The organism is Phyllobacterium bourgognense, from assembly GCF_003337575.1.
In the GTDB taxonomy this organism is placed as follows: Bacteria; Pseudomonadota; Alphaproteobacteria; order Rhizobiales; family Rhizobiaceae; genus Phyllobacterium; species Phyllobacterium bourgognense.
The window spans coordinates 49036-70228 of record NZ_QPJM01000002.1 but is presented as its reverse complement, the minus strand read 5'-3'; the positions used below and the strand labels follow the sequence as shown (position 1 = coordinate 70228).

Annotated in this window: 19 protein-coding genes; 9 read left to right on the top strand and 10 right to left on the bottom strand. The window is 56.4% G+C overall.

Annotation, left to right across the window (positions count from 1 at the left end; genetic code table 11):
• Positions 1–9: 9 nt before the first annotated feature.
• Positions 10–2346 (bottom strand): glucose/quinate/shikimate family membrane-bound PQQ-dependent dehydrogenase, encoded by a 2337-nt coding sequence (locus tag C7476_RS03960; protein ID WP_114428626.1) that lies wholly within the window; start codon positions 2344–2346, stop codon positions 10–12.
• A 266-nt stretch (positions 2347–2612) separates the two neighbouring features.
• On the opposite strand from C7476_RS03960, the gene C7476_RS03955 reads away from it, so the two are divergent.
• Complete coding sequence (locus C7476_RS03955) at positions 2613–5060, top strand: ATP-dependent helicase (protein WP_114428625.1); 2448 nt, start codon at positions 2613–2615, stop codon at positions 5058–5060.
• 1 nt (position 5061) lies between these two features.
• On the opposite strand, the gene C7476_RS03950 is transcribed toward C7476_RS03955, so the two are convergent.
• The 3 genes from C7476_RS03950 to C7476_RS03940 form a co-directional block, all read right to left on the bottom strand.
• Complete coding sequence (locus C7476_RS03950; RefSeq protein ID WP_114428624.1) at positions 5062–5730, bottom strand: N-acetylmuramoyl-L-alanine amidase; 669 nt, start codon at positions 5728–5730, stop codon at positions 5062–5064.
• Positions 5731–5836: 106 nt separating this feature from the next.
• Positions 5837–6319 (bottom strand): CreA family protein, encoded by a 483-nt coding sequence (locus C7476_RS03945; RefSeq protein ID WP_114428623.1) that lies wholly within the window; start codon positions 6317–6319, stop codon positions 5837–5839.
• Between the two features lie 184 nt (positions 6320–6503).
• Positions 6504–7136, bottom strand: coding sequence for a DapH/DapD/GlmU-related protein (locus C7476_RS03940; protein ID WP_114428622.1), 633 nt, complete (start codon positions 7134–7136; stop codon positions 6504–6506).
• A 67-nt stretch (positions 7137–7203) separates the two neighbouring features.
• Here C7476_RS03940 and C7476_RS28060 point away from each other — a divergent pair, with 67 nt between their 5' ends.
• The 5 genes from C7476_RS28060 to C7476_RS03920 all read left to right on the top strand — a co-directional run bounded on the left by C7476_RS28060 (position 7204) and on the right by C7476_RS03920 (position 10846).
• Complete coding sequence (locus tag C7476_RS28060; RefSeq protein ID WP_181872343.1) at positions 7204–7365, top strand: hypothetical protein; 162 nt, start codon at positions 7204–7206, stop codon at positions 7363–7365.
• A 28-nt stretch (positions 7366–7393) separates the two neighbouring features.
• The gene (locus C7476_RS03935) at positions 7394–7987 is read left to right on the top strand and encodes an SCO family protein (RefSeq protein ID WP_114428621.1); all 594 of its coding nucleotides are present in this window, start codon (positions 7394–7396) and stop codon (positions 7985–7987) included.
• Positions 7988–8047: 60 nt separating this feature from the next.
• The gene (locus C7476_RS03930) at positions 8048–8995 is read left to right on the top strand and encodes a 50S ribosomal protein L11 methyltransferase (protein WP_114428620.1); all 948 of its coding nucleotides are present in this window, start codon (positions 8048–8050) and stop codon (positions 8993–8995) included.
• A gap of 85 nt (positions 8996–9080) precedes the next feature.
• Complete coding sequence (locus C7476_RS03925) at positions 9081–10151, top strand: hypothetical protein (protein WP_114428619.1); 1071 nt, start codon at positions 9081–9083, stop codon at positions 10149–10151.
• Positions 10148–10846, top strand: coding sequence for a hypothetical protein (locus C7476_RS03920; RefSeq protein WP_114428618.1), 699 nt, complete (start codon positions 10148–10150; stop codon positions 10844–10846). The genes C7476_RS03925 and C7476_RS03920 overlap by 4 nt, the downstream gene beginning before the upstream one ends.
• Before the next feature lie 232 nt (positions 10847–11078).
• On the opposite strand, the gene C7476_RS03910 is transcribed toward C7476_RS03920, so the two are convergent.
• Positions 11079–11522: a hypothetical protein gene (locus tag C7476_RS03910; protein WP_147274609.1), complete on the bottom strand. Its 444-nt coding sequence runs from the start codon at positions 11520–11522 to the stop codon at positions 11079–11081.
• A gap of 335 nt (positions 11523–11857) precedes the next feature.
• On the opposite strand from C7476_RS03910, the gene C7476_RS03905 reads away from it, so the two are divergent.
• Positions 11858–13693, top strand: a complete 1836-nt coding sequence (locus C7476_RS03905; RefSeq protein ID WP_114428615.1) for an aminopeptidase P family protein — start codon at positions 11858–11860, stop codon at positions 13691–13693.
• Between the two features lie 7 nt (positions 13694–13700).
• Here the strand turns inward: C7476_RS03905 and C7476_RS03900 are convergent, their stop codons facing one another.
• A complete protein-coding gene (locus C7476_RS03900) occupies positions 13701–13994 on the bottom strand; it encodes an AzlD family protein (protein ID WP_112530090.1) in 294 nt (97 codons plus the stop codon).
• Positions 13994–14740, bottom strand: a complete 747-nt coding sequence (locus tag C7476_RS03895) for an AzlC family ABC transporter permease (RefSeq protein WP_114428614.1) — start codon at positions 14738–14740, stop codon at positions 13994–13996. Before C7476_RS03895 ends, C7476_RS03900 begins: the two co-directional genes overlap by 1 nt.
• A gap of 149 nt (positions 14741–14889) precedes the next feature.
• On the opposite strand from C7476_RS03895, the gene C7476_RS03890 reads away from it, so the two are divergent.
• Complete coding sequence (locus C7476_RS03890; protein ID WP_114428613.1) at positions 14890–15234, top strand: cupin domain-containing protein; 345 nt, start codon at positions 14890–14892, stop codon at positions 15232–15234.
• Between the two features lie 42 nt (positions 15235–15276).
• Here the strand turns inward: C7476_RS03890 and C7476_RS03885 are convergent, their stop codons facing one another.
• The 3 genes from C7476_RS03885 to ligA all read right to left on the bottom strand — a co-directional run bounded on the left by C7476_RS03885 (position 15277) and on the right by ligA (position 20593).
• The gene (locus C7476_RS03885; protein ID WP_114428612.1) at positions 15277–17547 is read right to left on the bottom strand and encodes a TonB-dependent hemoglobin/transferrin/lactoferrin family receptor; all 2271 of its coding nucleotides are present in this window, start codon (positions 17545–17547) and stop codon (positions 15277–15279) included.
• Positions 17548–17747: 200 nt separating this feature from the next.
• Positions 17748–18452 (bottom strand): DUF2461 domain-containing protein, encoded by a 705-nt coding sequence (locus C7476_RS03880; RefSeq protein WP_114428611.1) that lies wholly within the window; start codon positions 18450–18452, stop codon positions 17748–17750.
• On the bottom strand, positions 18449–20593 hold the full coding sequence (gene ligA, locus C7476_RS03875; protein WP_114428610.1) for an NAD-dependent DNA ligase LigA: 2145 nt from the start codon (positions 20591–20593) through the stop codon (positions 18449–18451). Before ligA ends, C7476_RS03880 begins: the two co-directional genes overlap by 4 nt.
• 32 nt (positions 20594–20625) lie before the next feature.
• Here ligA and C7476_RS03870 point away from each other — a divergent pair, with 32 nt between their 5' ends.
• The gene (locus C7476_RS03870; RefSeq protein ID WP_147274608.1) at positions 20626–21189 is read left to right on the top strand and encodes a hypothetical protein; all 564 of its coding nucleotides are present in this window, start codon (positions 20626–20628) and stop codon (positions 21187–21189) included.
• Positions 21190–21193: the final 4 nt, after the last annotated feature.

Below are 21193 nucleotides of genomic sequence, written 5' to 3'. Positions count from 1 at the left end.
AACCTTCGATCATTGTGGCAGGGTATAGGCAATGACATAGTCGCCGGGTTTGGTCCCAACCGAACCGTGCCCTCCGGCAACCATGACGACATACTGCTTGCCATTCAAAGCGAAGGACATGGGCGTCGACTGGCCGCCTGCTGGGAGGCGTGCTTCCCAAAGCTGCTCGCCGTTCGTGACATTATACGCGCGCAGATAATCATCCACGGCTGCGCCGAGGAAAGCGACGCCGCTGGCGGTAATCATCGGACCGCCGATACCCGGAACGCCGACCTTGAAAGGCAAAGGCAGCGGCGACGAATCCCGCACTGTACCATTCCGGTGCTTCCAGGTGATCTTGCCGGTGCGCAGGTCAGCCCCGGCCACATAGCCCCATGGTGGAGCCTGGCAAGGCAGGCCGAGCGGCGAAACGAACGGTCCCATGATGACCGCATAGGGGGCGCCTTCATTGCGATTGAGACCCTGCTCGCTGCCCTTGGTATTGTCGCCCGGTGGCGGAACATCGGCACGCGGAACCAGCTTTGACGTAAAGGCAAGATAGGTCGGCATGCCGAACATGATCTGGCGCCCGGGATCGACAGCAATGCCGCCCCAGTTGAACACGCCGAAATTGCCCGGATAGATCAGCGATCCCTGCAGCGATGGCGGCGTGTAGCGGCCTTCGTAGCGTAGCCTGAGGAACTCGATGCGGCACGCCAGCTGGTCGAACATCGACACGCCCCACATATCCTTGCCCGTCAAACGCTGCGGTATGAAGTTGAGAGCAGATACAGGCTGTGTCGGAGCGGTATGATCCCCCTCTATGGCACCCGTCGGCGCCGGAACTTCCTCTACCGGCAGGATAGGCTCGCCAGTACGCCGGTCGAGAACATAAATGTCGCCCTGCTTGGTCGGCCCGACGAGTGCTGGAATGGCGCCCGTTGCGGTATTGATATCGAGAAGTGTTGGCTGCGCGGGAACATCCATGTCCCAGAGATCGTGATGAACCGTCTGGCGGACCCACCGCAACTTGCCGGAATTCAGGTCAAGCGCAACGATCGACGACGAAAACTTCTCGACATTCTCCGACCGTCCCGCGCCAAGCTGGTCCGGCGTCTGGTTGCCGAGCGGGACGAAGAGCAGGCCGAGCTTCTCATCCACACTTGAGACCGACCAGCTGTTGGGTGAATTGTGGGTATAGGTCTGGCCCTCCGGCAAGGGCGTCGTCACGTCGGGATTGCCTGAATCCCAGTTCCAGACGAGCGCGCCTGTATTGATATCGTACGCACGAATGACGCCGGACTGCTCATGTATCGAGTAATTATCATTGACCGCACCGCCGACAATGATCTTGCCGGCAGCGACGACGGGCGGTGACGTCGAATAATAATAACCCGCCGGGTTGTATGGCATGCCCTTTTCGAGATGCAGGGTGCCTTTGTCGGCGAAGGAGGGGCAGATCTGGCCGTTTGCCGCATCAAGCGCAATCAATCGCGCGTCAGAGGTCGGTAGATAGACCCGTTCAGCACAAGGTTGGCCGGGCTGCAAAGCCGGGTCGGCATAGTAGGAGACGCCGCGGCATGTCTGGTGCTGGCGATCGGGATTGAGCCCGACATTCGGGTCGAACTTCCACTTCTCCTTGCCGGTTGCGGCATCGAGCGCGATGGCCCAATTGTGCGGCGTGCAGATATAGAGCGTGTCGCGCACTTTCAGTGGCGTCACCTGATAGGTGGTTTCACCGATATCATCGGGCAGTTTCACATCGCCGGTCTGGTAGGTCCAGGCAACCTGCAAACTATTGACGTTGTCTGGCGTAATTTCCTTCAGCGGCGAATAGCGCTGGCCATAGGGGGTGCGACCGTATTGGTGCCAATCGTCGGCGGGAACGTTGCCGCCAAGATCTGGCTCGGTTGTGATAACCTCTTCGCTGAGCTCTCCCGTGATTTGCTTCGGATCACCCATCATAGCGTAGCCTGCAACCACAAGTGCAGCGAGAACGGTGAGAAGCAGAGGAACGGCCGGACCCCACGAAGTCCGCTGTGCGTCAGCGCCAGCATTCAGTCCGCGGCGAATCCAAGGTGTCAGCAACCATAGCCCGAGCAGGATGATGACACCGCCGCGCGGCGCGAGCTGCCACCAATCGAAGCCGATCTCCCAGATAGCCCAGCCGAGCGTACCGATCACCAGGATCGCATAAACAAGCAACGCCGAAGCGCGTTTTCGGACGAGAAGATAGGAGGTGATCAGGAAAGCCAGCCCAGCGAAGATATAATACCAGCTGCCACCAAGCACCGCGAGCCAGACACCGCCGGCACCCAGCGCCGCACCGATCAGGAGGAAAACAAGGGCTGTCAGAGTGATTGCCATGGGGCGGGAGTCCTTTTCCAAGCTCAATCAGGATCGAATGATCTCTGACACGCGGCTGCGAACGTGCCGGCGGTTGTCAGGGTGTGCTCAAGTCAAAGAGTCGTCTCAATCAAAATGGGTATGCCGTAAATCCAAAGGACGCAATATCGCTTGGCGTATATTTCAACTTCAAGTTTAGGTGTAGAAGATTGGCCTAAGCCTCGCCGTTCTCTTTTTGTATCGCATTTTTCTGGTTTTTCGGTACCGAATCACTACATTGGGTTCAAATGTCCGGATTACCTGACGATATGCCGTTTTTCGACGAAGCTGATGCGCCGCCGCGCCAGCCTTCGGGTATAGCTGCGCGCGCTATGCAAGCGCGTGGGGCGCCACCCTACCTTAGCGGACTCAATCCTGAACAGCGACTGGCGGTTGAAACGACGGAAGGTCCGGTGCTCGTCCTGGCTGGTGCCGGTACGGGCAAGACGCGCGTTTTGACCTCCCGTATTGCGCATATCCTTTCGCTGGGCAAAGCCTGGCCAAGCCAGATCCTGGCGGTGACTTTTACCAACAAGGCCGCCCGCGAAATGAAAGAGCGTATCGGCGTTCTGGTTGGCGGTGCAGTGGAGGGCATGCCATGGCTCGGCACCTTCCACTCGATCGGCGTCAAGCTGCTGCGGCGTCATGCGGAGCTGGTCGGCCTCAAGTCCGATTTCACCATTCTCGACACGGATGACGTCGTCCGTCTGATCAAGCAGATCATCCAGGCCGAGGGCCTCGACGACAAACGCTGGCCCGCCAAGCAGTTCGCCTTGATGATCGACGGCTGGAAGAACAAGGGGCTTGGCCCTTCCGAAATACCGGAAGGCGACGCACGCGCCTTTGCCAACGGCAAGGGCCGCGAGCTGTATAGCGCCTACCAGAACCGCCTGAAGACGCTGAACGCCTGCGATTTCGGCGACCTGCTTTGCCATCCGATCCGCATGTTCCGCGCCTATCCGGATGTGCTGAAAGAATATCACGCCAAGTTTCGCTATATCCTCGTCGACGAGTATCAGGACACCAATACCGCGCAATATATGTGGCTGCGGCTGATCGCGCAGGGTTCGAAGAATGTCTGCTGTGTCGGCGATGATGATCAATCGATTTACGGTTGGCGCGGCGCGGAGGTGGACAATATCCTGCGCTTCGAGAAGGATTTTCCCGGCGCGGTTGTGATCCGGCTGGAGCGCAACTACCGCTCGACAGCGCATATTCTCGGTACTGCCTCGTTCCTGATTTCGCACAATGAAGGCCGTCTCGGCAAAACCCTCTTCACCGATGCGGCCAATCCTGAAGACGCGAAGGTCAATGTGCACGCCTCGTGGGATTCCGAAGAGGAAGCCCGCGCTGTCGGCGAAGAGATCGAACAAGCCCAGCGCAAGGGCCACAATCTTAACGACATGGCGATCCTTGTGCGTGCCTCGTTCCAGATGCGCGAGTTCGAAGACCGTTTCGTCACGCTCGGCCTGAACTACCGGGTGGTCGGCGGCCCGCGGTTTTATGAACGTCTCGAAATCCGCGATGCGCTGGCCTATTTCCGCGTCGTGGCGCAAGGCGCTGACGATCTCGCTCTGGAACGCATCATCAACACGCCGAAGCGCGGACTTGGCGAAGCAGCGATCCGGCAGGTGCATGATTATGCACGGGCCCGCGACATCAGCATGCTCGACGCGGCGGCCGACCTGATCCAGACGGAAGAGCTGAAGCCCAAGCCGCGCTCAGCCTTGCGCGAAGTGGTGGAAAATTTCCAGCGCTGGCAGGGGCAGATTGACACGACCCCGCATACGGAGCTTGCCGAGAAAATCCTCGACGAATCCGGCTATACGGCCATGTGGCAGGCGGATCGCTCCGCCGAGGCACCGGGGCGGCTCGAAAACCTGAAAGAACTGATCCGCTCGATGGAGGAATACGAGTCGCTGCGCTCTTTCCTCGAACATGTGGCACTGGTCATGGATGCCGAGCAGAACGAAAACCTCGATGCCGTGAATATCATGACGCTTCACTCGGCGAAGGGCCTTGAGTTTGAGACGGTCATCCTTCCGGGTTGGGAGGAAGGCCTGTTTCCGCACCAGCGCGCGCTGGATGAAGGCGGCCGCTCGGGCCTCGAAGAAGAACGCCGCCTCGCCTATGTCGGGCTGACGCGCGCCAAGAAGAACCTGCATATCTGGTTCGTTTCAAACCGGCGTATCCATGGCCTGTGGCAATCGACGATCCCTTCCCGTTTTCTCGAAGAGCTGCCGGAAGCGCATGTGGATGTGGTAGCGGGCGGCGATAGCTATGGAGGCTATGGCGGCCGGGGCGGCGGATACGGCCAGTCGCGCTTCGATCGCGCCGATCCGTTCGAAAATACCTACTCGACACCCGGCTGGCAACGCGCCCAGCAAAACCGCTCCGACGCTACCCGCAACAACTGGGGCTCGCGCTCCGGCGCAAAGGTGGAGCGCATCGGCTACGGCGAAACGGATTCCGTCCTCGGCGCAGGGCGCGGTTCAGTGAAGGGCCGCACGATCGATGGCGAACTGGTGGCGAAATCCGTCAGCGAGACGCCCTCGAATTTCGATGTGGGCGACCGCGTGTTCCACATCAAGTTTGGCAATGGCAATGTCTCGGCGATCGAAGGCAACAAGCTGACGATCGATTTCGACAAGGCCGGGCAAAAGCGTGTGCTGGACAGCTTCGTGAAGGGCATTTGAGCTAGCGCTCAGTCCGTTGCAGCATCCGTGTACCATTTGTTTTCTTATATTCAGTCTTCTCTTTCACCCGCGCCTTGAACGCTTCCATGTCCCACGCCGGCCCGGGATCAGACTTGCGGCGGGGGGCGATATCGTCATGACCCATGATATCCTCGATGGCATATGCGCGACAGATAGCTTGCGCGATGGCAATCACGGTCTCGATCTGCGCTGTGGTGAAGACTTCCCAGCCGCAATCGGGCACGCCGAACTTATGGCGGGCTTCGATGACCTTCGACCCATCAACGGCCACTCCGGTCCACGACACCCAGCCTCCAGCACTCTTGCCAAGCGGTCCCCAGTTCTCGATCTCGATGCCGATAGCCGAACTGTTCAGCCCCGAATATCTGGTACCGCCCCTCCCCGTCCACTGGCTCTTGCCCGCATGCCAGGCGACAACATTGAATGGCACGCATTGCGTGACTGATCCATCGCGGCGGACGACGAGATGTGCCGAAACATTGGCAGCTTCTTGCGAAAAATACCTGGCGATATCGGCGTCCGGTCCGCTCGCGGTGTAATGGATGATCAGAAATCTGGGGTTCAATTCGCCGCCAATATTCGGCGAGCCGATGAAATTCACATTCGATGTGCCAGTGCCGAGTCTGTGATTTTTAATGCGAAAATTCATGGTCAAACCTTCAGATAAATGCTCGATCCACCTTGCCGTAAATAAGATTAAATTCCTATTAGCCAATAGTATAAGATTATTTACCAAATCGCCAAAGCCAGAATGATTACTCCGGCTTGCCTTTGGACCAACTCACGTTCCCCGCAAAGAGCGGGATCGTCGAGATGGATGTCTTGGCAGAGCCATCCTGAACCTGCGTGGCATGGGCAAGATAAATGAGCGTGTTGTTTGGCTTGTCGTAGATGCGCGTAATGACGAGCTTCTTCCAGATGAGGCTGGTGCGCTCGGAGAATACCCGCTCGCCACCTTCGCCCAGTTCGATATCAGCGATCGTTATGGGACCCGTCTGCTGACAGGAAATCGAGGCATTGGACGGATCCTCAAACCAGTTGCCTTTCTGCAGCCGGTCGATCATACCCCGCGAGAAAGATGCGAGATGGCAGGTAACGCCTTGCACCTTCGGATCGGTGACGGCGTCGATGACAATGTCATTGCCAAGCCAGTCTACACCGACCTTGCCGACTTCCTCGGCTTGTGCAGGAAGAACTGCGGCGCCTAGAAGGGCCAGTGCAGCAAGGGTGCGCTTCATCAGAAAACTCCCGAGGGTTTGACGTTGGGGCAAAACACAGTTGGACACTGCGCGGAACGATTGCAAGCAAAACGGTGGGCGGTGTTTGGAGCATTCCGTTTTCAATCGAGTCACTGCAACGGTCTAACTCTTTGTTTTTACGCAATTCCGGACAAAACCGGTTCCCACTTTTGCTGGAATTGCTCTAACGTTCCCATTTCGCCAGGAAATCCTCGATGGCGAGTGACTGGATGTCGGGGATGGCCTCAAATAGCGTTTCCGCAGGCCAGTCCCACCAGGCAAGCCGCTGCAGCCGCGCGGCAATCTCTTCGGGGAAGCGAAGGCGTATCGGCCGGGCGGGATTGCCCGCGACGATCGTATAGGGTGCTACATTCCTGGTCACCACCGCATTGGCGCCGATGACTGCGCCATGACCGATCTGGACTGCCGGCATGATCACCGCGCCATGCCCGATCCACACGTCATGGCCGATCCCGACGCGTTTCGCTTGCCGGCGTGCGCGAAAGACGTTATCGATGCCCTGGTATTTGAAGAACTCGTTGGGCCGGTAGCTGATCTTGTGCGTCGTCAGGCGCTCCATCGGGTGTTCGAGCGCGTTGATGCGAACGTTCGCTGCAATCGAGCAAAACCGCCCAATATCGGCATAGATACCCTCGCTGTGCCGTTCGAAATAGGTAAAATCACCGGCTGTCACATCGCGCAGCACAACGCGCTCGCCCACTTCGGTATATTTGCCGAGCTTGACGCCTTTTAGCTGCGCGCTCGGATGGATGCGCGGCTGGTCATTCTGAAAGCGCGGATCGTCAGCAGCGGCCATGATGTTCCCAAATTTTAACTCGGGCAATTCTTTTGCATAAACCCAAGCGAAATCCTATAATCAAACAATGAAAACGTCATCGTCCATCAGTACACCGAGAGTGATGCTCTATACGACCCTTGCGCTTGCGGCATCCGTAGCTTCGGGGCTCACCTTTGCTGCATGGTTCAACAAGGGCGATTCCATCTTCCTTTCCCTCATCAATGCGGGATTGGCCTGGTGTATGTAGACGCTTGGCAGTCCCTGAGTAATCATCCATGAACAAACGTCTGCTGCCTTTTTTGATCGTGGCGATTGCACTTCTTGCCGGGGCTGCGGGCTGGATCACCTTCCAGTCGTCACGCCAGACGACGACGACCGGCAATCAGGGGCCATTCGGCACGTCTTTTGAGCTTACGACGATGAACGGCGAACCGATCACAGAGGCGGCATTCCGGCAAAAGCCATCCGCCATATTCTTTGGCTTCACCCATTGTCCGGAAGTCTGTCCGACGACATTGTTCGAGCTTGACGGCTGGCTCAAGAAACTCGGCACCGAGGGCGCGTACGTCAACGCCTATTTCGTGACAGTAGATCCGGAGCGGGACACTGTTCCCGTGATGAAATCCTATGTCAGCAATGTATCTGACCGGATCACGGGCGTGACAGGCGATCCCGACAAGATCGCCGCCATGCTGAAGGGCTATAGCGTCTTTGCGCGCAAGGTCCCCGTTGAAGGCGGCGACTATACGATGGACCACACTGCCTCGATCTTTCTTCTCGACAGTAAAGGCCGTTTCTTCGGCACCATTGCCTATGGCGAAAATCCTGATACGGCTGTCGAGAAACTGAAACGCCTCGCCAAAAGCTAGGTCTGTCGTATTCACGCCTGACATGAACTCGACACACCCTAGAGCAGAGAACTTGTTTGAATGACCACCCAGACCCGCCTTTTCGTTACCGCCGGCAAGATCGAAGCCGAGCGCATCTTCACCATGCTCGAACGTGAATTCGAAGAGGACGGACTGCCGGTCTCCAACGCCGAAATCGACGAGGATCGTGAAATATTCGAGGTGTCGGTCTACACATTCGAGCCCGACGAAATCGAGCCACGCATTCGCAATGTTTTATCTCTTGGTTTTGTCGCAATTCCAGACGGAAAACCGCTTGGCACTTTTCCTGGAATTGCTCCGGGCAGCGACACCTTCGGCCTTGAATTGAAACGTGAGCAGGTGCCGGATATCGATTGGGTCGCGCATTCGCTGGAAGGGCTGAAGCCGGTGCGCGCGGGACGCTTTTTCGTGCATGGCTCGCATGATCGCGACAAACGCCGCATCAATGAGCTTGGTATCGAAATCGATGCAGGACAGGCGTTCGGTACAGGCCACCACGGCACCACTTCCGGCTGTCTCGACATGATCAGCCAGGTGATCCGGCGCGAACATCCGCGCAATGCGCTTGACCTTGGAACGGGAAGCGCCGTGCTTGCCATCGGCATCGCCAAGCTTGCGCCTATCCGTATTCTGGCAACGGATATCGATCCGGTCGCAGTCGCGGTGGCGCAGGAGAATGTGGTGAAGAACGGCGTGGCCGCCCGGATACAGACCGAAACCGCAACGGGGTTTCATCACCCTGCAATGCGCGCCGCCGCGCCCTTCGATCTCATCGTCGCGAACATCCTTGCGCGGCCGTTGATGCAGCTTGCTCCCGAGATGCGCAAACACCTCGCCTGGGGTGGTTCGCTCATCCTCTCGGGCATTCTCGAAACGCAACGGGAAAAGGTCCTCGCCGCCTACCGCGTCCAGGGCCTGTTTCATATGAAGACACTGCGCCGCGAGGGCTGGGTTACCCTGCATCTGAAGGCTAAAGCAACGCACTAGAAGCTTTTTTGGAGTGGCATTCTCACATTCCCATTGACAGCCTTGATCGATTATAGGAATATATTCTTTTTAAAGGATTTATTTCATGAGAGATTACGAATATGACCTTTCCCAAGTTTATCATCATAGATTTCGCGTTGAACAAGCCGCCGCTGAACTGAAAGCGATGCGGCAGGCGCCGCCCAATTCCTATCTGCCGAAGGATATTCGGGGAGCAGAACTCGGCTACGATTTCTGGCGTAGCAGGCTGCGTATCACGGAGGATATTTTACGGCGGTATCACCCTGACCAGCCACGCGTGCCGGCGGGAAATCCCGATGGCGGGCAGTGGACAGATGGCGGTGGGGGTTTTGGCTCGGGCCGATCCAGCCCATCTGTCGATCCGATCAAAACCGGCGCGACGGCGGATGCTGCTACCAATAGCCAGCCTGCCACAACCGCTCCCGCGAAGGGGCCTTCGACCGGTTCATGGATTGGCGAGGCGATGCGCGCTGTACGCCCACGTGTGCGCAGGATTCCCGGAGTATCGGCCCTTTCTGAAATCATCGACGGCATGGATTGGACCGATGACATCGACAGCCATATTCAGGAATACAACCGGCTGGCTACGGAGATTGGACCCGACACCACCCTGATACCCATTATATCGGCGCGCGCCCGTTCCTATTCGCTCGACAAGGATGAGACGAAGGTAGCCGTTGGCACGCTGTCACGTGATGAGGTAATCAAGCATTGTCCGAACTATTTGACAGTGCAGGAACTGCTCAATCAGGCGACCGCGGAGGTCGACGCGGTTTCGAAATTTGATTCAATGGCAAATCGGGGCACACACATCCATTATGAAGTCGCGCTGAAGGTAAGGAGTATCGGGAATCCAAATTTGAAGGCGGAGAAGTCGCTACTGAAATCGGGAGTTGCACAGGTTGGAGGGACTAATCGTTCGACCGGGAAGGAGCCCTGGGTGCCGCACGGCCCTGACACGATACGAATCGACGTGTATGACAGGGCGTCCGACAAGCTTGTCTGCGTCTATGATCCGAAGACCGGAGACAACGAAATTACCTTCCCCCGACTCGACGAAATCGGGGGGATTGTGGCCCGCAATTTTGGCGAGGGCATGCAATTTTTTGTCGTCGGAATGAGACCGTTCGAATGACGACGATCGCCCAGGTCCGCCAAATCGTCCAGCCTCTCCTTCAGCGCCACGCGGACCTGGCGCTAGTCGGGCGCTATCTCCTTATCACGCCGGTGCATCACTTCACCCGCGGCATTGTCATCGACCGTGGCAGTGACCCGAAACTGTTCGTTCCATCGACCAGTGTGTCATTGATATTCGATGCTTCCGCCAGACTGGGCATGGGCTGGGGAACGGACCTTGCGTATTTTTCGTTCGAGGGACTAGACGATGATCTGGCGAGACAGAGAAAGGCGGACCCAAAATTCATTCACTGGATGATCGACAACCCGCCCAGCCTGGAGCATCTGGTAAGAGTTATGGACGTTGCGTTGGAGACCCTGCGTTCCATCACTACGCTTGACCAGATGATCGCATTTTGCGCGCGGCCCGAGAATAATCTGATGCCATTGAGCGTCTATCCCTATGCCCGGCTGCTCATGGCCGTTGCGACCGGCGATCTCGATCAGGCAATCGAAATCATCGACGCAACGTTGATGAAACCCATGGAGATTCGGCGGGCCATGGACGTGTTCTACCCTACATTCTATCCGGCGCTGGTTTCCCGTGACCGGCAGGAATTGGCGAGGATCCTGCATGAGCTCGAGGCAAAGACGGTCAAAAACCTGAAATACGAAAGAGTATGGGAACAGACGCCGTTTCCACTGGAGCTATAGACGACTACGTGCACATGAACTACCCCTCGACGTCGGAGCGTTGCGATGCATCTAACGACGGGACAAACATCTCAAGCAAATCGAAGTCACAGACCGCTCAAAAATCAACGAACTCAATAAGCGTTACCGCATTCGTCAAAGCAAAGGTGAATTTCATCCTTGGCAGCATTGACTTGGCCGCCCAGAAAACGGATGTCGCATAGACGATGCGGCATTCTCCATTTTGCTGGTTCTAAAACGACTTATCTTTGACAGGCCGGTGCGGCGATTTTTCTGAGAGCCTGACCAAGAAATGCCCGCCCGCGTTACCAGGTTCATCAGCAGCAGTGCCCATGAAGTCGAGGTATACACGATTGCCGTCTTTGAAGATTGCCAAAAAGCCGCCGCCGTTATCAAACTTGATACCAATTGATTGATCTATGCCTGCTACTTGGAAAAAGGGCATATATTTAACACTTGTATTCAGTTCTTCTGATACAAAATTTCTAGATTCGTCGTAGAGAGAAGCGATCATTTTCGTTCGAGTAAAATGATAGATTACACCTTTGCCATTGGGTAGACTGGTGCCCCAATACCCTAGCAGCATTTCCACATTGGTAGTTTCGGCCAAAGCCAGCGATATAGGGAGAAAAATCGGGATCAGCGCAACAATCAACTTAAACAATGACTTTTGCATCAAAAAGATCCCTTAACCCACCGATCAGCGCTTATTGTCGGGAAAATCCGATGCTTGTCTACACATCACTAGTTGAATCGAATCGGTTGAAATTATTAGCGGCAGTCAAGACGGCGCACGCACTTTGCTCGAACGCTGGATGGTGAGATAGCAATCCAATGTTCGTCCAGGACAAGCATCTGAACCCCGATTAAATCGGTTGCCAAATGCACTCCTCCATTGCGTGCGTGAAAACGGGAGGCTAGGTTTCGACCCTATCATTGGCGCATGATCCTTGTTCAAAAAATCGCAAAGATTTTTGGGGTCATACGCTAGCCAAAGAGGTCCAAATTCCCATGTTCCAGTCGTTTGAGGTCGCAAGCAATCCTGCTACCGGAGGGCCCCGTGTCGCCAAGTTGCGCGCTGAACTCGAAAACCTTGGCCTCGATGGTTTTCTCGTGCCGCGCGCCGATGAACACCAGGGCGAATATGTGCCTGCCCGCGCCCGCCGTCTGGCTTGGCTGACGGGTTTTACCGGCTCTGCCGGCGTTGCTCTGATTATGAAATACAAGGCCTATCTGTTCGTGGACGGCCGCTATACGTTGCAGGCCGTTGAGCAGACCGACCCGAATGTTTTCACTATCGAAAGTCTTGTCGATACGCCACCTTCGGTGTGGCTGCGCAATGTCGACAAGAAGCTCACCATGGGCTTTGACCCTTGGCTGCACACGATCAGCGAAACCAAAGCGTTACGCGAGGCTCTTGAGAAAAACGGCGGCACTCTCGTTGCGGTTAAAGACAATCTGGTCGACTTGATCTGGGACGATCAGCCAGCTCCGCCGCTGGAAGCCGTCACGATCCAGCCGGAGAAATATGCAGGCAAGCTGGCAAGCCAGAAGCTGCATGAACTGGCCGAAGCCGTTGCCAAAGCCAAAGCCGATGCGACGATCCTCACGGATCCATCCTCTATTGCCTGGGCTTTCAATATTCGCGGCAATGATGTCAGCAACACGCCCCTTCCCCTCGCCTTCGCGCTGATTCCGGCATCGGGCGAACCGCTGCTTTTTATCGACAAGCGCAAGCTGCCGATCGAAACGGAAGCCTATCTCACCCAGCTTTCGACGTTGCGCGCACCGTCGACCCTTGAAGGAGACGTTGCGGGCTTTGCCGCCGAGGGCAAGACCGTGATGCTCGATCCGGCGCTGGCGGCAGAAAAGCTGCGTCTGATCATCGAAAAAGCCGGCGGGAAAGTAGTGGACGGCCTCGACCCGGCGCGGTTGCCGCGCGCGCTCAAGAACGCGGTCGAGCTTGAAGGCGCACGCAAATCGCACGAGCGCGATGGCGTGGCAATGGTATCCTTCCTTTCCTGGATCGATAGCCAGGCGCCGGGCACAATCGATGAGATCATCGCGGCGACGAAACTGGAAGAAACCCGCCAGACTGTGGCGGAGAGCTTCCAGATGCCACTGGAAAATCTCTCATTCGACAGCATTTCGGGGGCTGGACCGAATGGAGCCTTTGCGCATTACCGTGTCAGCACAGCTTCAAACCGCACATTGGAGGACGGTGAGCTCTATCTGATCGATAGCGGCGGCCAATATCGCGACGGGACCACCGACATCACCCGCACGCTGCCGATCGGCAAGCCGTCAGATGATATGAAGCGCAAATTCACACTGGTGCTCAAGGGCATGATTGCCATTTCGACTGCGCGCTTTCCGAAGGGAACACGCGGTATGGATATCGATGTGCTTGCCCGCATCGCTCTGTGGAAACAGGGATATGATTATGGCCATGGTACCGGGCACGGGGTGGGTTCATTCCTGTCTGTGCATGAAGGGCCGCAGAGTATCTCGAAACGGGGCACGCATGAACTGCTGCCGGGCATGATCCTTTCCAACGAGCCCGGCTACTACAAGCCCGGCGCCTATGGCATCCGTACCGAAAACCTGTTGATCGTCACGGAGCCGGAAGTGCCGGAAGGTGGCGATATCCCGATGATGGGTTTTGAGACGATTACGCTCTGCCCGATCGACAGACGGCTGATCGATACCAGCCTGTTGATACGGGAAGAGCTTATTTGGCTGGATGCGTATCACGCGAGGGTTCGCGAGGCTTTGCTGCCGCACACGAATGGCCCGGCGCGCGAATGGCTGATCAGCGCGACCGAGCCCTTCGGTCATGAGAGCTAGTTTGTAATCAGGAGAATTGGCGCAGCAGGATAATCACCGCTCCGCCAGCGAGAAACATGGTCAGCGCATTGAAGCGCAGAGCCACAAGACCGGCGAAGGCAAGCGCGATCAATCCGCGCCAGTCGGCTTCTGCCGCGGCAGGGGCAACAAGCGTCGTTAAAACCGCGGCAGGCACCGCATTGAGCGCGACTTCGACACGAGGATGAATGCGCTCGAAGCGCGAGAGCACCAGATGACCGCCGATACGCGTCAGGAACGTCAGAACTGCGCCGGCGATTATGATCCACGTTATCGAGGACATCAGTTCCGCTCCTTGGCTTGTTCTGGTTTGGCGACAACCACGGCCATCAGAATGCCAGCAAGAGCGCCAATACTGACGTGCCAGGGCGAGCCAATCGTCTTATAGGCAATGATTGAGACTAAGGCGCTGGCAGTGACGATCGCCGCCCAGTTATCGCGCTTGCGAAACCCCATGACCAGCCCAAGAAAATAGATCGGCAGCAGCATATCGATTCCAAGAGCATGCGGGTCGGATATCAGATTGCCGAATAAACCCCCGATCCAGGCTTCTGTGACCCACATTACGTAAATCGGCGTGGCGACGCCAAGGTACCAGATAAAGGTCACCGGCTTCCTGGATTCCGCGCGCTTCTCGGTTTCCGCATACTGGGGATCGGTCAAAAGGAAATAGCTGAGAGCGCTCTGGAGCGGTTTGAAGTGGCCAATGCGCCGTCCCACCGCCGCCGAATAGAGCACATGGCGGAAATTTACGGCAAAAATGGAAAAGACGATCAGCCAGGCAGGGACATTGTGGCCGAACAGTTCGATACCGACCATCTGGCTTGCACCGCCAAAAATCGCGGCGCTCATCAACACGGCCTGAAACACGGTGAACCCATTATCGACGGCCAGCGCACCAAACAGCAGCCCGAATGGCGCCGAAGCTATCATGATGGGCAGGCCTTTGGCGAAGCCTTCCCAGAACTGGGTGCGCGCACGGCCTGGATCGGAGGGAACCGATTGCCGTTGATATATTTGTTCGTCCATTGATCTGCTCTAGGCCAGCTTCAACTGGCTGTCACGTCACATTTGTTGATTGATACCATCAATGTCACTGCAGTGATCGGGAACACATCGGTTCTTGTCAGGTGATTGTGCCACGATTATTTTGCATCGGCGAGACAAGGAGACCAAAAATGCCGCAAATAATAGAACGCGATGTCTGGGCGACCGATCCCGAGAATTGGCAGGGAGAGGTCACGGGCAAGCCTTACGGAGCCAGCGTTTCGGTGATTTTCAATCACCAGGAGCGGGTTGGCGCAGGGCCGCGGCTGCACAAACATCCCTACACTGAGACATTCATTATCCGCAAAGGCCGTGCGCGGTTTACTGTCGGGGATGAAATCATCGATGCTCATGAAGGTCAGATCGTCGTCTCGCCCGCCAACACGCCGCACAAGTTTGAAAACCTCGGGCCGGGCGTTTTGGAGACAATCGATATCCACGCCAACGAGGTGTTCGTAACCGAATGGCTTGAGTAAATTTGTTGATCTCCCCCCACCTGGAGGGGAGATCAGAGGCATCTAGAACTTCTGCGTCAACGAAACACGGAAACTGCGGCCAACTTCCGTATAGCGATCTGCGATTGCAGGCGAAATTGAATCCGGCACATCGAGCGCGTTCCAGTATTTCGTGTCGAAGACATTGAAAATGCCCGCCTGAAGCTTCATTCCCTTGGCGAACGTTGGTTCCCACCAGAGGGTAGTATCGACCAACGCATAGCCGGGGGCAACGAAACCGCCGTCGCTGACCTTGTCACGGCGCGAGGCCATGGTCAGCGACACGTCGCTACCCCAATCCTCTACCGCGTATCCAAGCCCGACGATCGCACGAACCGGCGGCACCGAATTCAGATATTCGTCGTTCTCGGTATCCTTGCCGACTGTCCATGCGACCGAGGCCCAGGTGCGCCAATGATCGGCAAAATTCACGTGGCCACGCAATTCCGCTCCATAAATCTGGACGCGGTCGAGATTGGCATAACCCGTAATACCGCCGACCGGAAATTCACCGCCAGGCGGCGCGATCGTCACTTCCTCGATGAAGTTGCGGTAGTAATTGTTGAAGATGCTTCCGCCAAAACCATAGGTCTCGTTTTCGAGTTTCGCGCCGATTTCAAATCCATTGCTGGTTTCGGGCTTAAGATCAGGATTTCCGATTCTGGCGTAGGAGCCGGGCGCACCGTAATTCTGGAAGAGTTCAAGCGCGGTCGGAGCGCGGAAACCCTGCGCCCACTGAGCGTAGAAGTCGAGGTCCGGAGCAGCATGCCACGTTGCGCGGAGCTTGGGAGAGAAGCGCGAGTCGCTGTTGGAGGAAGGTATCGTACCGTCGAAATTGGGACCAGCCTCATAAGCAGCAGTCGATTGCGGGCGATGATCATACCAGTCAAAACGTCCGCCGGGTGTGATTGTCACTCGGCCATTCAGGACATCGATGTCATCCTCGGCATAGAGACCGACTGCGAGGGATTCGACGTCTGGCATATCGGATGAATTTGAATGCAGCATCCGGCACGATTGCGGACCGAAAGGTTGTGGGATCGTGGACCAATCGACATCGGGACAATTGTCGACGCCCGCGGAATATTGGTGCAGGTCCTGGCGGTAGATTTCTCCGCCGACACGGAACGTGTGTGTAAGATTGCCGATCTCGGTGCTTTTTAGAACATTGCCGGTGAGGCCGTAGCTGTCCTGCTTCAGCTCGTTGTCACGTGTGTAGATGCCGGAGGGATAGCCGTAAAAGAAAGGGTCTCCGCGGATGATGAACGACCGGCCATCGCGGAGGCGAACGCCGTCTGTTGTCTTGGTGAGGATCTGCTGCTGCCAATAGGCTATGGCATGCGCCTCATCGATCCAGCCCGTCTTATCCGGCGAGATATAGTCGTAACTCGCAGATATCCGCTTGCGCTCGACATCGTCCCCGGATTCGAGACTTCCTCGAACGTAGCTTGCCGTCGAACCGATCTTGTCATCGATGTCCGCATCGCGCTTGAAATATTCGCCGGTTATGCCGAACCGATGGCCGCCATCGACATTCTGATAAATCTTGGCGAGAAAATTGCCTTGGTCGAAGTCTAATGGATTGGCCTCGGTTCGCGTTGCGCCATAACCGCCAACGTCGCCCATATTTTCGAATTCATGGCCTTGCCTGTAGCCGCCCTGGATCAGGAATTCCGTATCGTTGGCGCGCGCTGCGACCGCAGCATTCGTGCGCCAGCTCCGGTCGGCACTGTCATAGACGCCCTTGGTTATAGCACCCCAATTGCGTCCGTCCGTCAAAAGGTCCTCCGGATCGAGCGTCTGCAGCTGTACGACGCCGCCCAGAGCGCCCGAGCCGTAGCGGCTGGAATCAGCACCCTTGGTAATATCGATCGCCGAAAGCCCATCGAAATCCACCGCGTTCAGCCCGCCCGAATTGCTCCGCGGGTCGGTCAGCCACGGCACACGTATGCCGTCGACCGTCGTCAGGACACGATTCTCATCGAGGCCTCGCAGGTTGATGCTGTTGTTTTGCGTGTTGAAATTGACGCCAGCATCGACGCGGCGCCCAAGATCCTCGAAACTCTCGACCATGCGCTCCTGAATCTCTTGCCGGTCAGTCACCGTAGTCAATGGTGATTTTTCACCCTCGGCGGCTTTCGGACGCGCCCCTTTTACGACGATTGTTTCCAGTTCAATATTGTCGCCAGCTTTTGTGGTGTTTTGCGCCATCGATGCGCCAGCGCTCAGCCCGACCATCACCAATGTACCGGCGCCGCCACACACGAGGCGTGCAAGCAGATTCTTTCCAGCCATATCCCAGTTCCCCAAACCCAAAGAGAATGCCTGGCTGGCTTACGTCACACGAAAATACCGTTGTGGGTCAGTGGCTTGCTGAGCAAATGAAAGCGTGTGTTCACGCTGTACAACTGTTCACTACTAAAAGTTGAGTAACAAAGTCAACATTAATAATATGATTTTTACCGGGATTTCATTTTCGTGAACGGCATGGTGGATCAAGGAGTTGCAGTGCCCTCGATCGCCCTGCCCCAATCGATCAGGGGCTTGGCGCGCACCGCAAAATCAAGAAGATCATCCGCAAGCTTTGGCGAAGTGATATCGGTGGGGTCGATCGCATAGCGAACGACGAAATTTCTGTTCCGCAAGGCTTCGATCAAATCAGCATCCGCGACTGATTCAAACCCGCGTGGCGTCCGCTTCAATGCATCCGTATCTTTCATCGTCAGCCCATTTTTCTTGAGCGCCTTGACCATGGCGCGATAATTCTCCGGCTTGTCGACAATGGCCTTGCGCATCGCGAGCAGGAGTTCCGGCTTCTGCTGCCACCATGCGACAGCAGCATAACAGCCACGATAATCTTCGTGGCCGATGCAGACGTAGAAACAGCCGCTTTCGGCCCACTTTGTGCCATCTGGCGAAAGAAGCGCGGACAAATGGCGGTTATACGGGCTCTTGTCTTTGGAAAAGCGCACATCGCGCTTGATACGGAACTGCGACTTCTTGCGATCGCCCCGGAATGGCAGGCCCGCCTTTTCGAACCGGGCCATCAGATCTTCGACCAGATCGCCCAGCGGTTCGTAAAGATGAGACTCAAAAATATCCTTGTTCTCGAGAAACCATTCGCGGTTCTGGTGGAAATCGAGCGCTTTCAGAAAGGGCAACGCCTTTTCGCCAAAGCCTTTGAAAACCACGTCGCTCATGCGCCCACCAGTGTAAACCAAGAATCCTCATCGATGACTTCAATGCCGAGAGTCTGGGCCTGTGCAAGTTTCGACCCCGCGCCGGGGCCTGCCACCACGAGATCGGTTTTCTTGGAGACGGAACCCGCCGTCTTTGCGCCATAACGTTCCGCCATTGCCTTGGCCTCGTCACGCGACATCCTCTCAAGCGACCCGGTGAAGACGATGGTCTTGCCTGCCACCGGCGAGTGGCTCACGGCTCTGACTTCTTCATCGAGCGGCGTTACCTCGGCGAGAAGCGCATCGAGAGCATGGCGATTGTGTTCCTCGGCATAGAAATCAACCAGCGCCTCGGCAACGATGCTGCCGATACCCTCGACTTCGTTCAACTCGCGCCACGCATAGTTGCCCTTGTCAGCTTTGTCCCTAGGCGATTCTGCGGCCATAGCCACACTGGCCAACGCATCATAGGAACGGTAGGCACGGGCGAGCCGCTTGGCATTGACCTCACCCACGTGGCGAATACCAAGCGCGTAAACGAAGCGGCTTAGTGAAACTTCGCGCCGGTCGTCGATCGCGTCATAGAGCTTCTTTACCGACGTTGCGCCGAAACCATCGATGTTTTCAAGCTTGGTTAGCGAGTCGGCCTGACGTTTTCTCAACGTGAAAATATCGGCGGGCGTGCCGATATGCAGCGCCGGATCTTCCGACTTGAAGAAGAACTCCACCTGTTTTTCACCAAGCCCTTCGATATCGAAGGCGTTGCGCGAGACGAAATGCCGGATGCGCTCCACCGCCTGCGCCGGGCAGATCAATCCGCCCGTGCAGCGCCGCACCGCCTCGCCCTCCTCGCGCACTGCGTGGGAACCGCAAGCGGGGCAAATATCCGGGAATTTATAGGGCGTCGTTCCGCGCGGCTTGTCGGCGACGATATCGACAATCTGCGGGATGACATCGCCTGCACGCTGCACCACGACCGTATCGCCGGTGCGAAGGTCCCGCCCCTCGCGGATAGGCTGGCCGTTCTGGCCGATACCCTTGATGTAGTCTTCGTTGTGCAGGGTCACATTGGTGACGACTACCCCGCCGACCGTGACAGGCTCGAGCCGTGCGACCGGCGTCAGCGCGCCGGTACGGCCAACCTGAATGTCGATGCCCTTGAGGATGGTCATCGCCCGCTCGGCCGGAAATTTATGCGCTATCGCCCAGCGCGGGCTGCGCGAGACGAAGCCAAGACGTTGCTGCAGCGCCAGATCATCAACCTTGTACACGACGCCGTCGATATCGTAGCCGAGCAGCGCCCGCTGTTCCTCGATCTGGTGATAGTGCTTTACCAGCGCTTCTACCGTCTCGAACCGTTGCATCAACGGGTTGACGCGGAAGCCATAGGATTTGAATGCTTCAACCATGCCCATTTGCGTCTTGGCGGGCATGTCGCTGACCTCGCCCCAGGCATAGGCAAAGAATTGTAGCGGTCGCGAGGCAGTGATCGTGGGATCGAGCTGGCGCAAGGAACCCGCCGCTGCATTGCGCGGATTGGCGAAAATCTGCTTGCCATCCTTGGCCTGCCGCTCGTTCAACGCGGCAAAATCCGCATGGCTCATATAGACCTCGCCCCGCACCTCAAGCACCTCGGGTGGTTTGCCGCCGAGCACATTGGGGATACTGGCAACTGTCCGGGCATTGAGCGTGACATTTTCGCCTGTGGTGCCATCGCCGCGGGTGGCCGCCGTCACCAACCTACCAAGTTCATACCGCAGCGAAAGCGACAGGCCATCGATCTTGGGTTCCGCAGTGATGCCAATCTTTGCGTCGGCTCCAAGCTTGAGAAACCTGCGGATGCGGCCGACGAAATCCTCGACATCGCTATCATGGAAGGCATTATCCAGCGACAGCATCGGAATTGAATGGGTGACCTTGCCAAACTTTTCCGATGCGACGGCACCGACTTTGTTCGATGGCGAGTCCTCACGCTTCAGATGCGGAAAACGCTGTTCGATTGCAAGATTGCGGCGCCGCAGCGCATCATACTCGGCATCCGAGATGATCGGGGCGTCTTCCGTATTGTAGCGGTAGTCGTGCTGGGCAATCTCGGCTGCAAGGCGGCCAAGTTCCTCAGCGGCATCCGCCTCGCTTAATTGTTCTACGGGAATATCTGCCATATCTAACGTCTAATTGTTGCGCATTGTCATCCGTGCAACGTTATCCATCCTTTGGCGGAAGAGAAAGCGATTCCAGCATCTTGGTGAATTATTGGTTCTGGCTTTTTGTTGTTGTACCCCCAGCTTTGGTGTTCACCGCAAGACCAGAGGAAAATGACTGGCTTAAAACGGGGCGATTGGTCGGCGCAGTTGCGCTGGCCGCGTTGTTTAGTAAACTTGTCGTGGATTTCGATGAAAGGATTGCAGCCGAGTTTTATGCCGAATGTCTCGCCCGCATTCCCTCCAGTGAAGAGGTGAAGCGTATGCGTTTCAATTGCCTATCATTAAAGTATGATTTCCTCGGAGTCCGAGACATTTTTCTAGGAAACTTTGCGTGGATATCAAACGTTGGGTATGTCACCTCCCTTGAAATCATTCGGCGCATCCAGCTTCTTGACACAACATCGATATTTTGCAGGAAACATTTGATAAGCAACATATTTATCTTCTTATGTTTTCCGCTCGTTGCCGCATTGCTCTTTCTATCGCTTGTATTTTTTTTCTATGCGTTTGGCGACTACATACTTTTGACGCGTAGCGTCGTTTATGGGAAATAGACAC

Excerpts from the sequence above, each read along its gene's own strand:
- ligA (WP_114428610.1), bottom strand. The coding sequence starts at position 20,593 with ATGGCAGATATTCCCGTAGAACAATTAAGCGAGGCGGATGCCGCTGAG.
- C7476_RS03905 (WP_114428615.1), top strand. The coding sequence starts at position 11,858 with ATGTTCCAGTCGTTTGAGGTCGCAAGCAATCCTGCTACCGGAGGGCCC.
- C7476_RS03920 (WP_114428618.1), top strand. The coding sequence starts at position 10,148 with ATGACGACGATCGCCCAGGTCCGCCAAATCGTCCAGCCTCTCCTTCAG.
- C7476_RS03890 (WP_114428613.1), top strand. The coding sequence starts at position 14,890 with ATGCCGCAAATAATAGAACGCGATGTCTGGGCGACCGATCCCGAGAAT.
- C7476_RS03955 (WP_114428625.1), top strand. The coding sequence starts at position 2,613 with ATGTCCGGATTACCTGACGATATGCCGTTTTTCGACGAAGCTGATGCG.
- C7476_RS03950 (WP_114428624.1), bottom strand. The coding sequence starts at position 5,730 with ATGAATTTTCGCATTAAAAATCACAGACTCGGCACTGGCACATCGAAT.
- C7476_RS28060 (WP_181872343.1), top strand. The coding sequence starts at position 7,204 with ATGAAAACGTCATCGTCCATCAGTACACCGAGAGTGATGCTCTATACG.
- C7476_RS03910 (WP_147274609.1), bottom strand. The coding sequence starts at position 11,522 with ATGCAAAAGTCATTGTTTAAGTTGATTGTTGCGCTGATCCCGATTTTT.
- C7476_RS03925 (WP_114428619.1), top strand. The coding sequence starts at position 9,081 with ATGAGAGATTACGAATATGACCTTTCCCAAGTTTATCATCATAGATTT.
- C7476_RS03930 (WP_114428620.1), top strand. The coding sequence starts at position 8,048 with ATGACCACCCAGACCCGCCTTTTCGTTACCGCCGGCAAGATCGAAGCC.
- C7476_RS03880 (WP_114428611.1), bottom strand. The coding sequence starts at position 18,452 with ATGAGCGACGTGGTTTTCAAAGGCTTTGGCGAAAAGGCGTTGCCCTTT.
- C7476_RS03900 (WP_112530090.1), bottom strand. The coding sequence starts at position 13,994 with ATGTCCTCGATAACGTGGATCATAATCGCCGGCGCAGTTCTGACGTTC.
- C7476_RS03895 (WP_114428614.1), bottom strand. The coding sequence starts at position 14,740 with ATGGACGAACAAATATATCAACGGCAATCGGTTCCCTCCGATCCAGGC.
- C7476_RS03945 (WP_114428623.1), bottom strand. The coding sequence starts at position 6,319 with ATGAAGCGCACCCTTGCTGCACTGGCCCTTCTAGGCGCCGCAGTTCTT.
- C7476_RS03960 (WP_114428626.1), bottom strand. The coding sequence starts at position 2,346 with ATGGCAATCACTCTGACAGCCCTTGTTTTCCTCCTGATCGGTGCGGCG.
- C7476_RS03940 (WP_114428622.1), bottom strand. The coding sequence starts at position 7,136 with ATGGCCGCTGCTGACGATCCGCGCTTTCAGAATGACCAGCCGCGCATC.
- C7476_RS03935 (WP_114428621.1), top strand. The coding sequence starts at position 7,394 with ATGAACAAACGTCTGCTGCCTTTTTTGATCGTGGCGATTGCACTTCTT.
- C7476_RS03885 (WP_114428612.1), bottom strand. The coding sequence starts at position 17,547 with ATGGCTGGAAAGAATCTGCTTGCACGCCTCGTGTGTGGCGGCGCCGGT.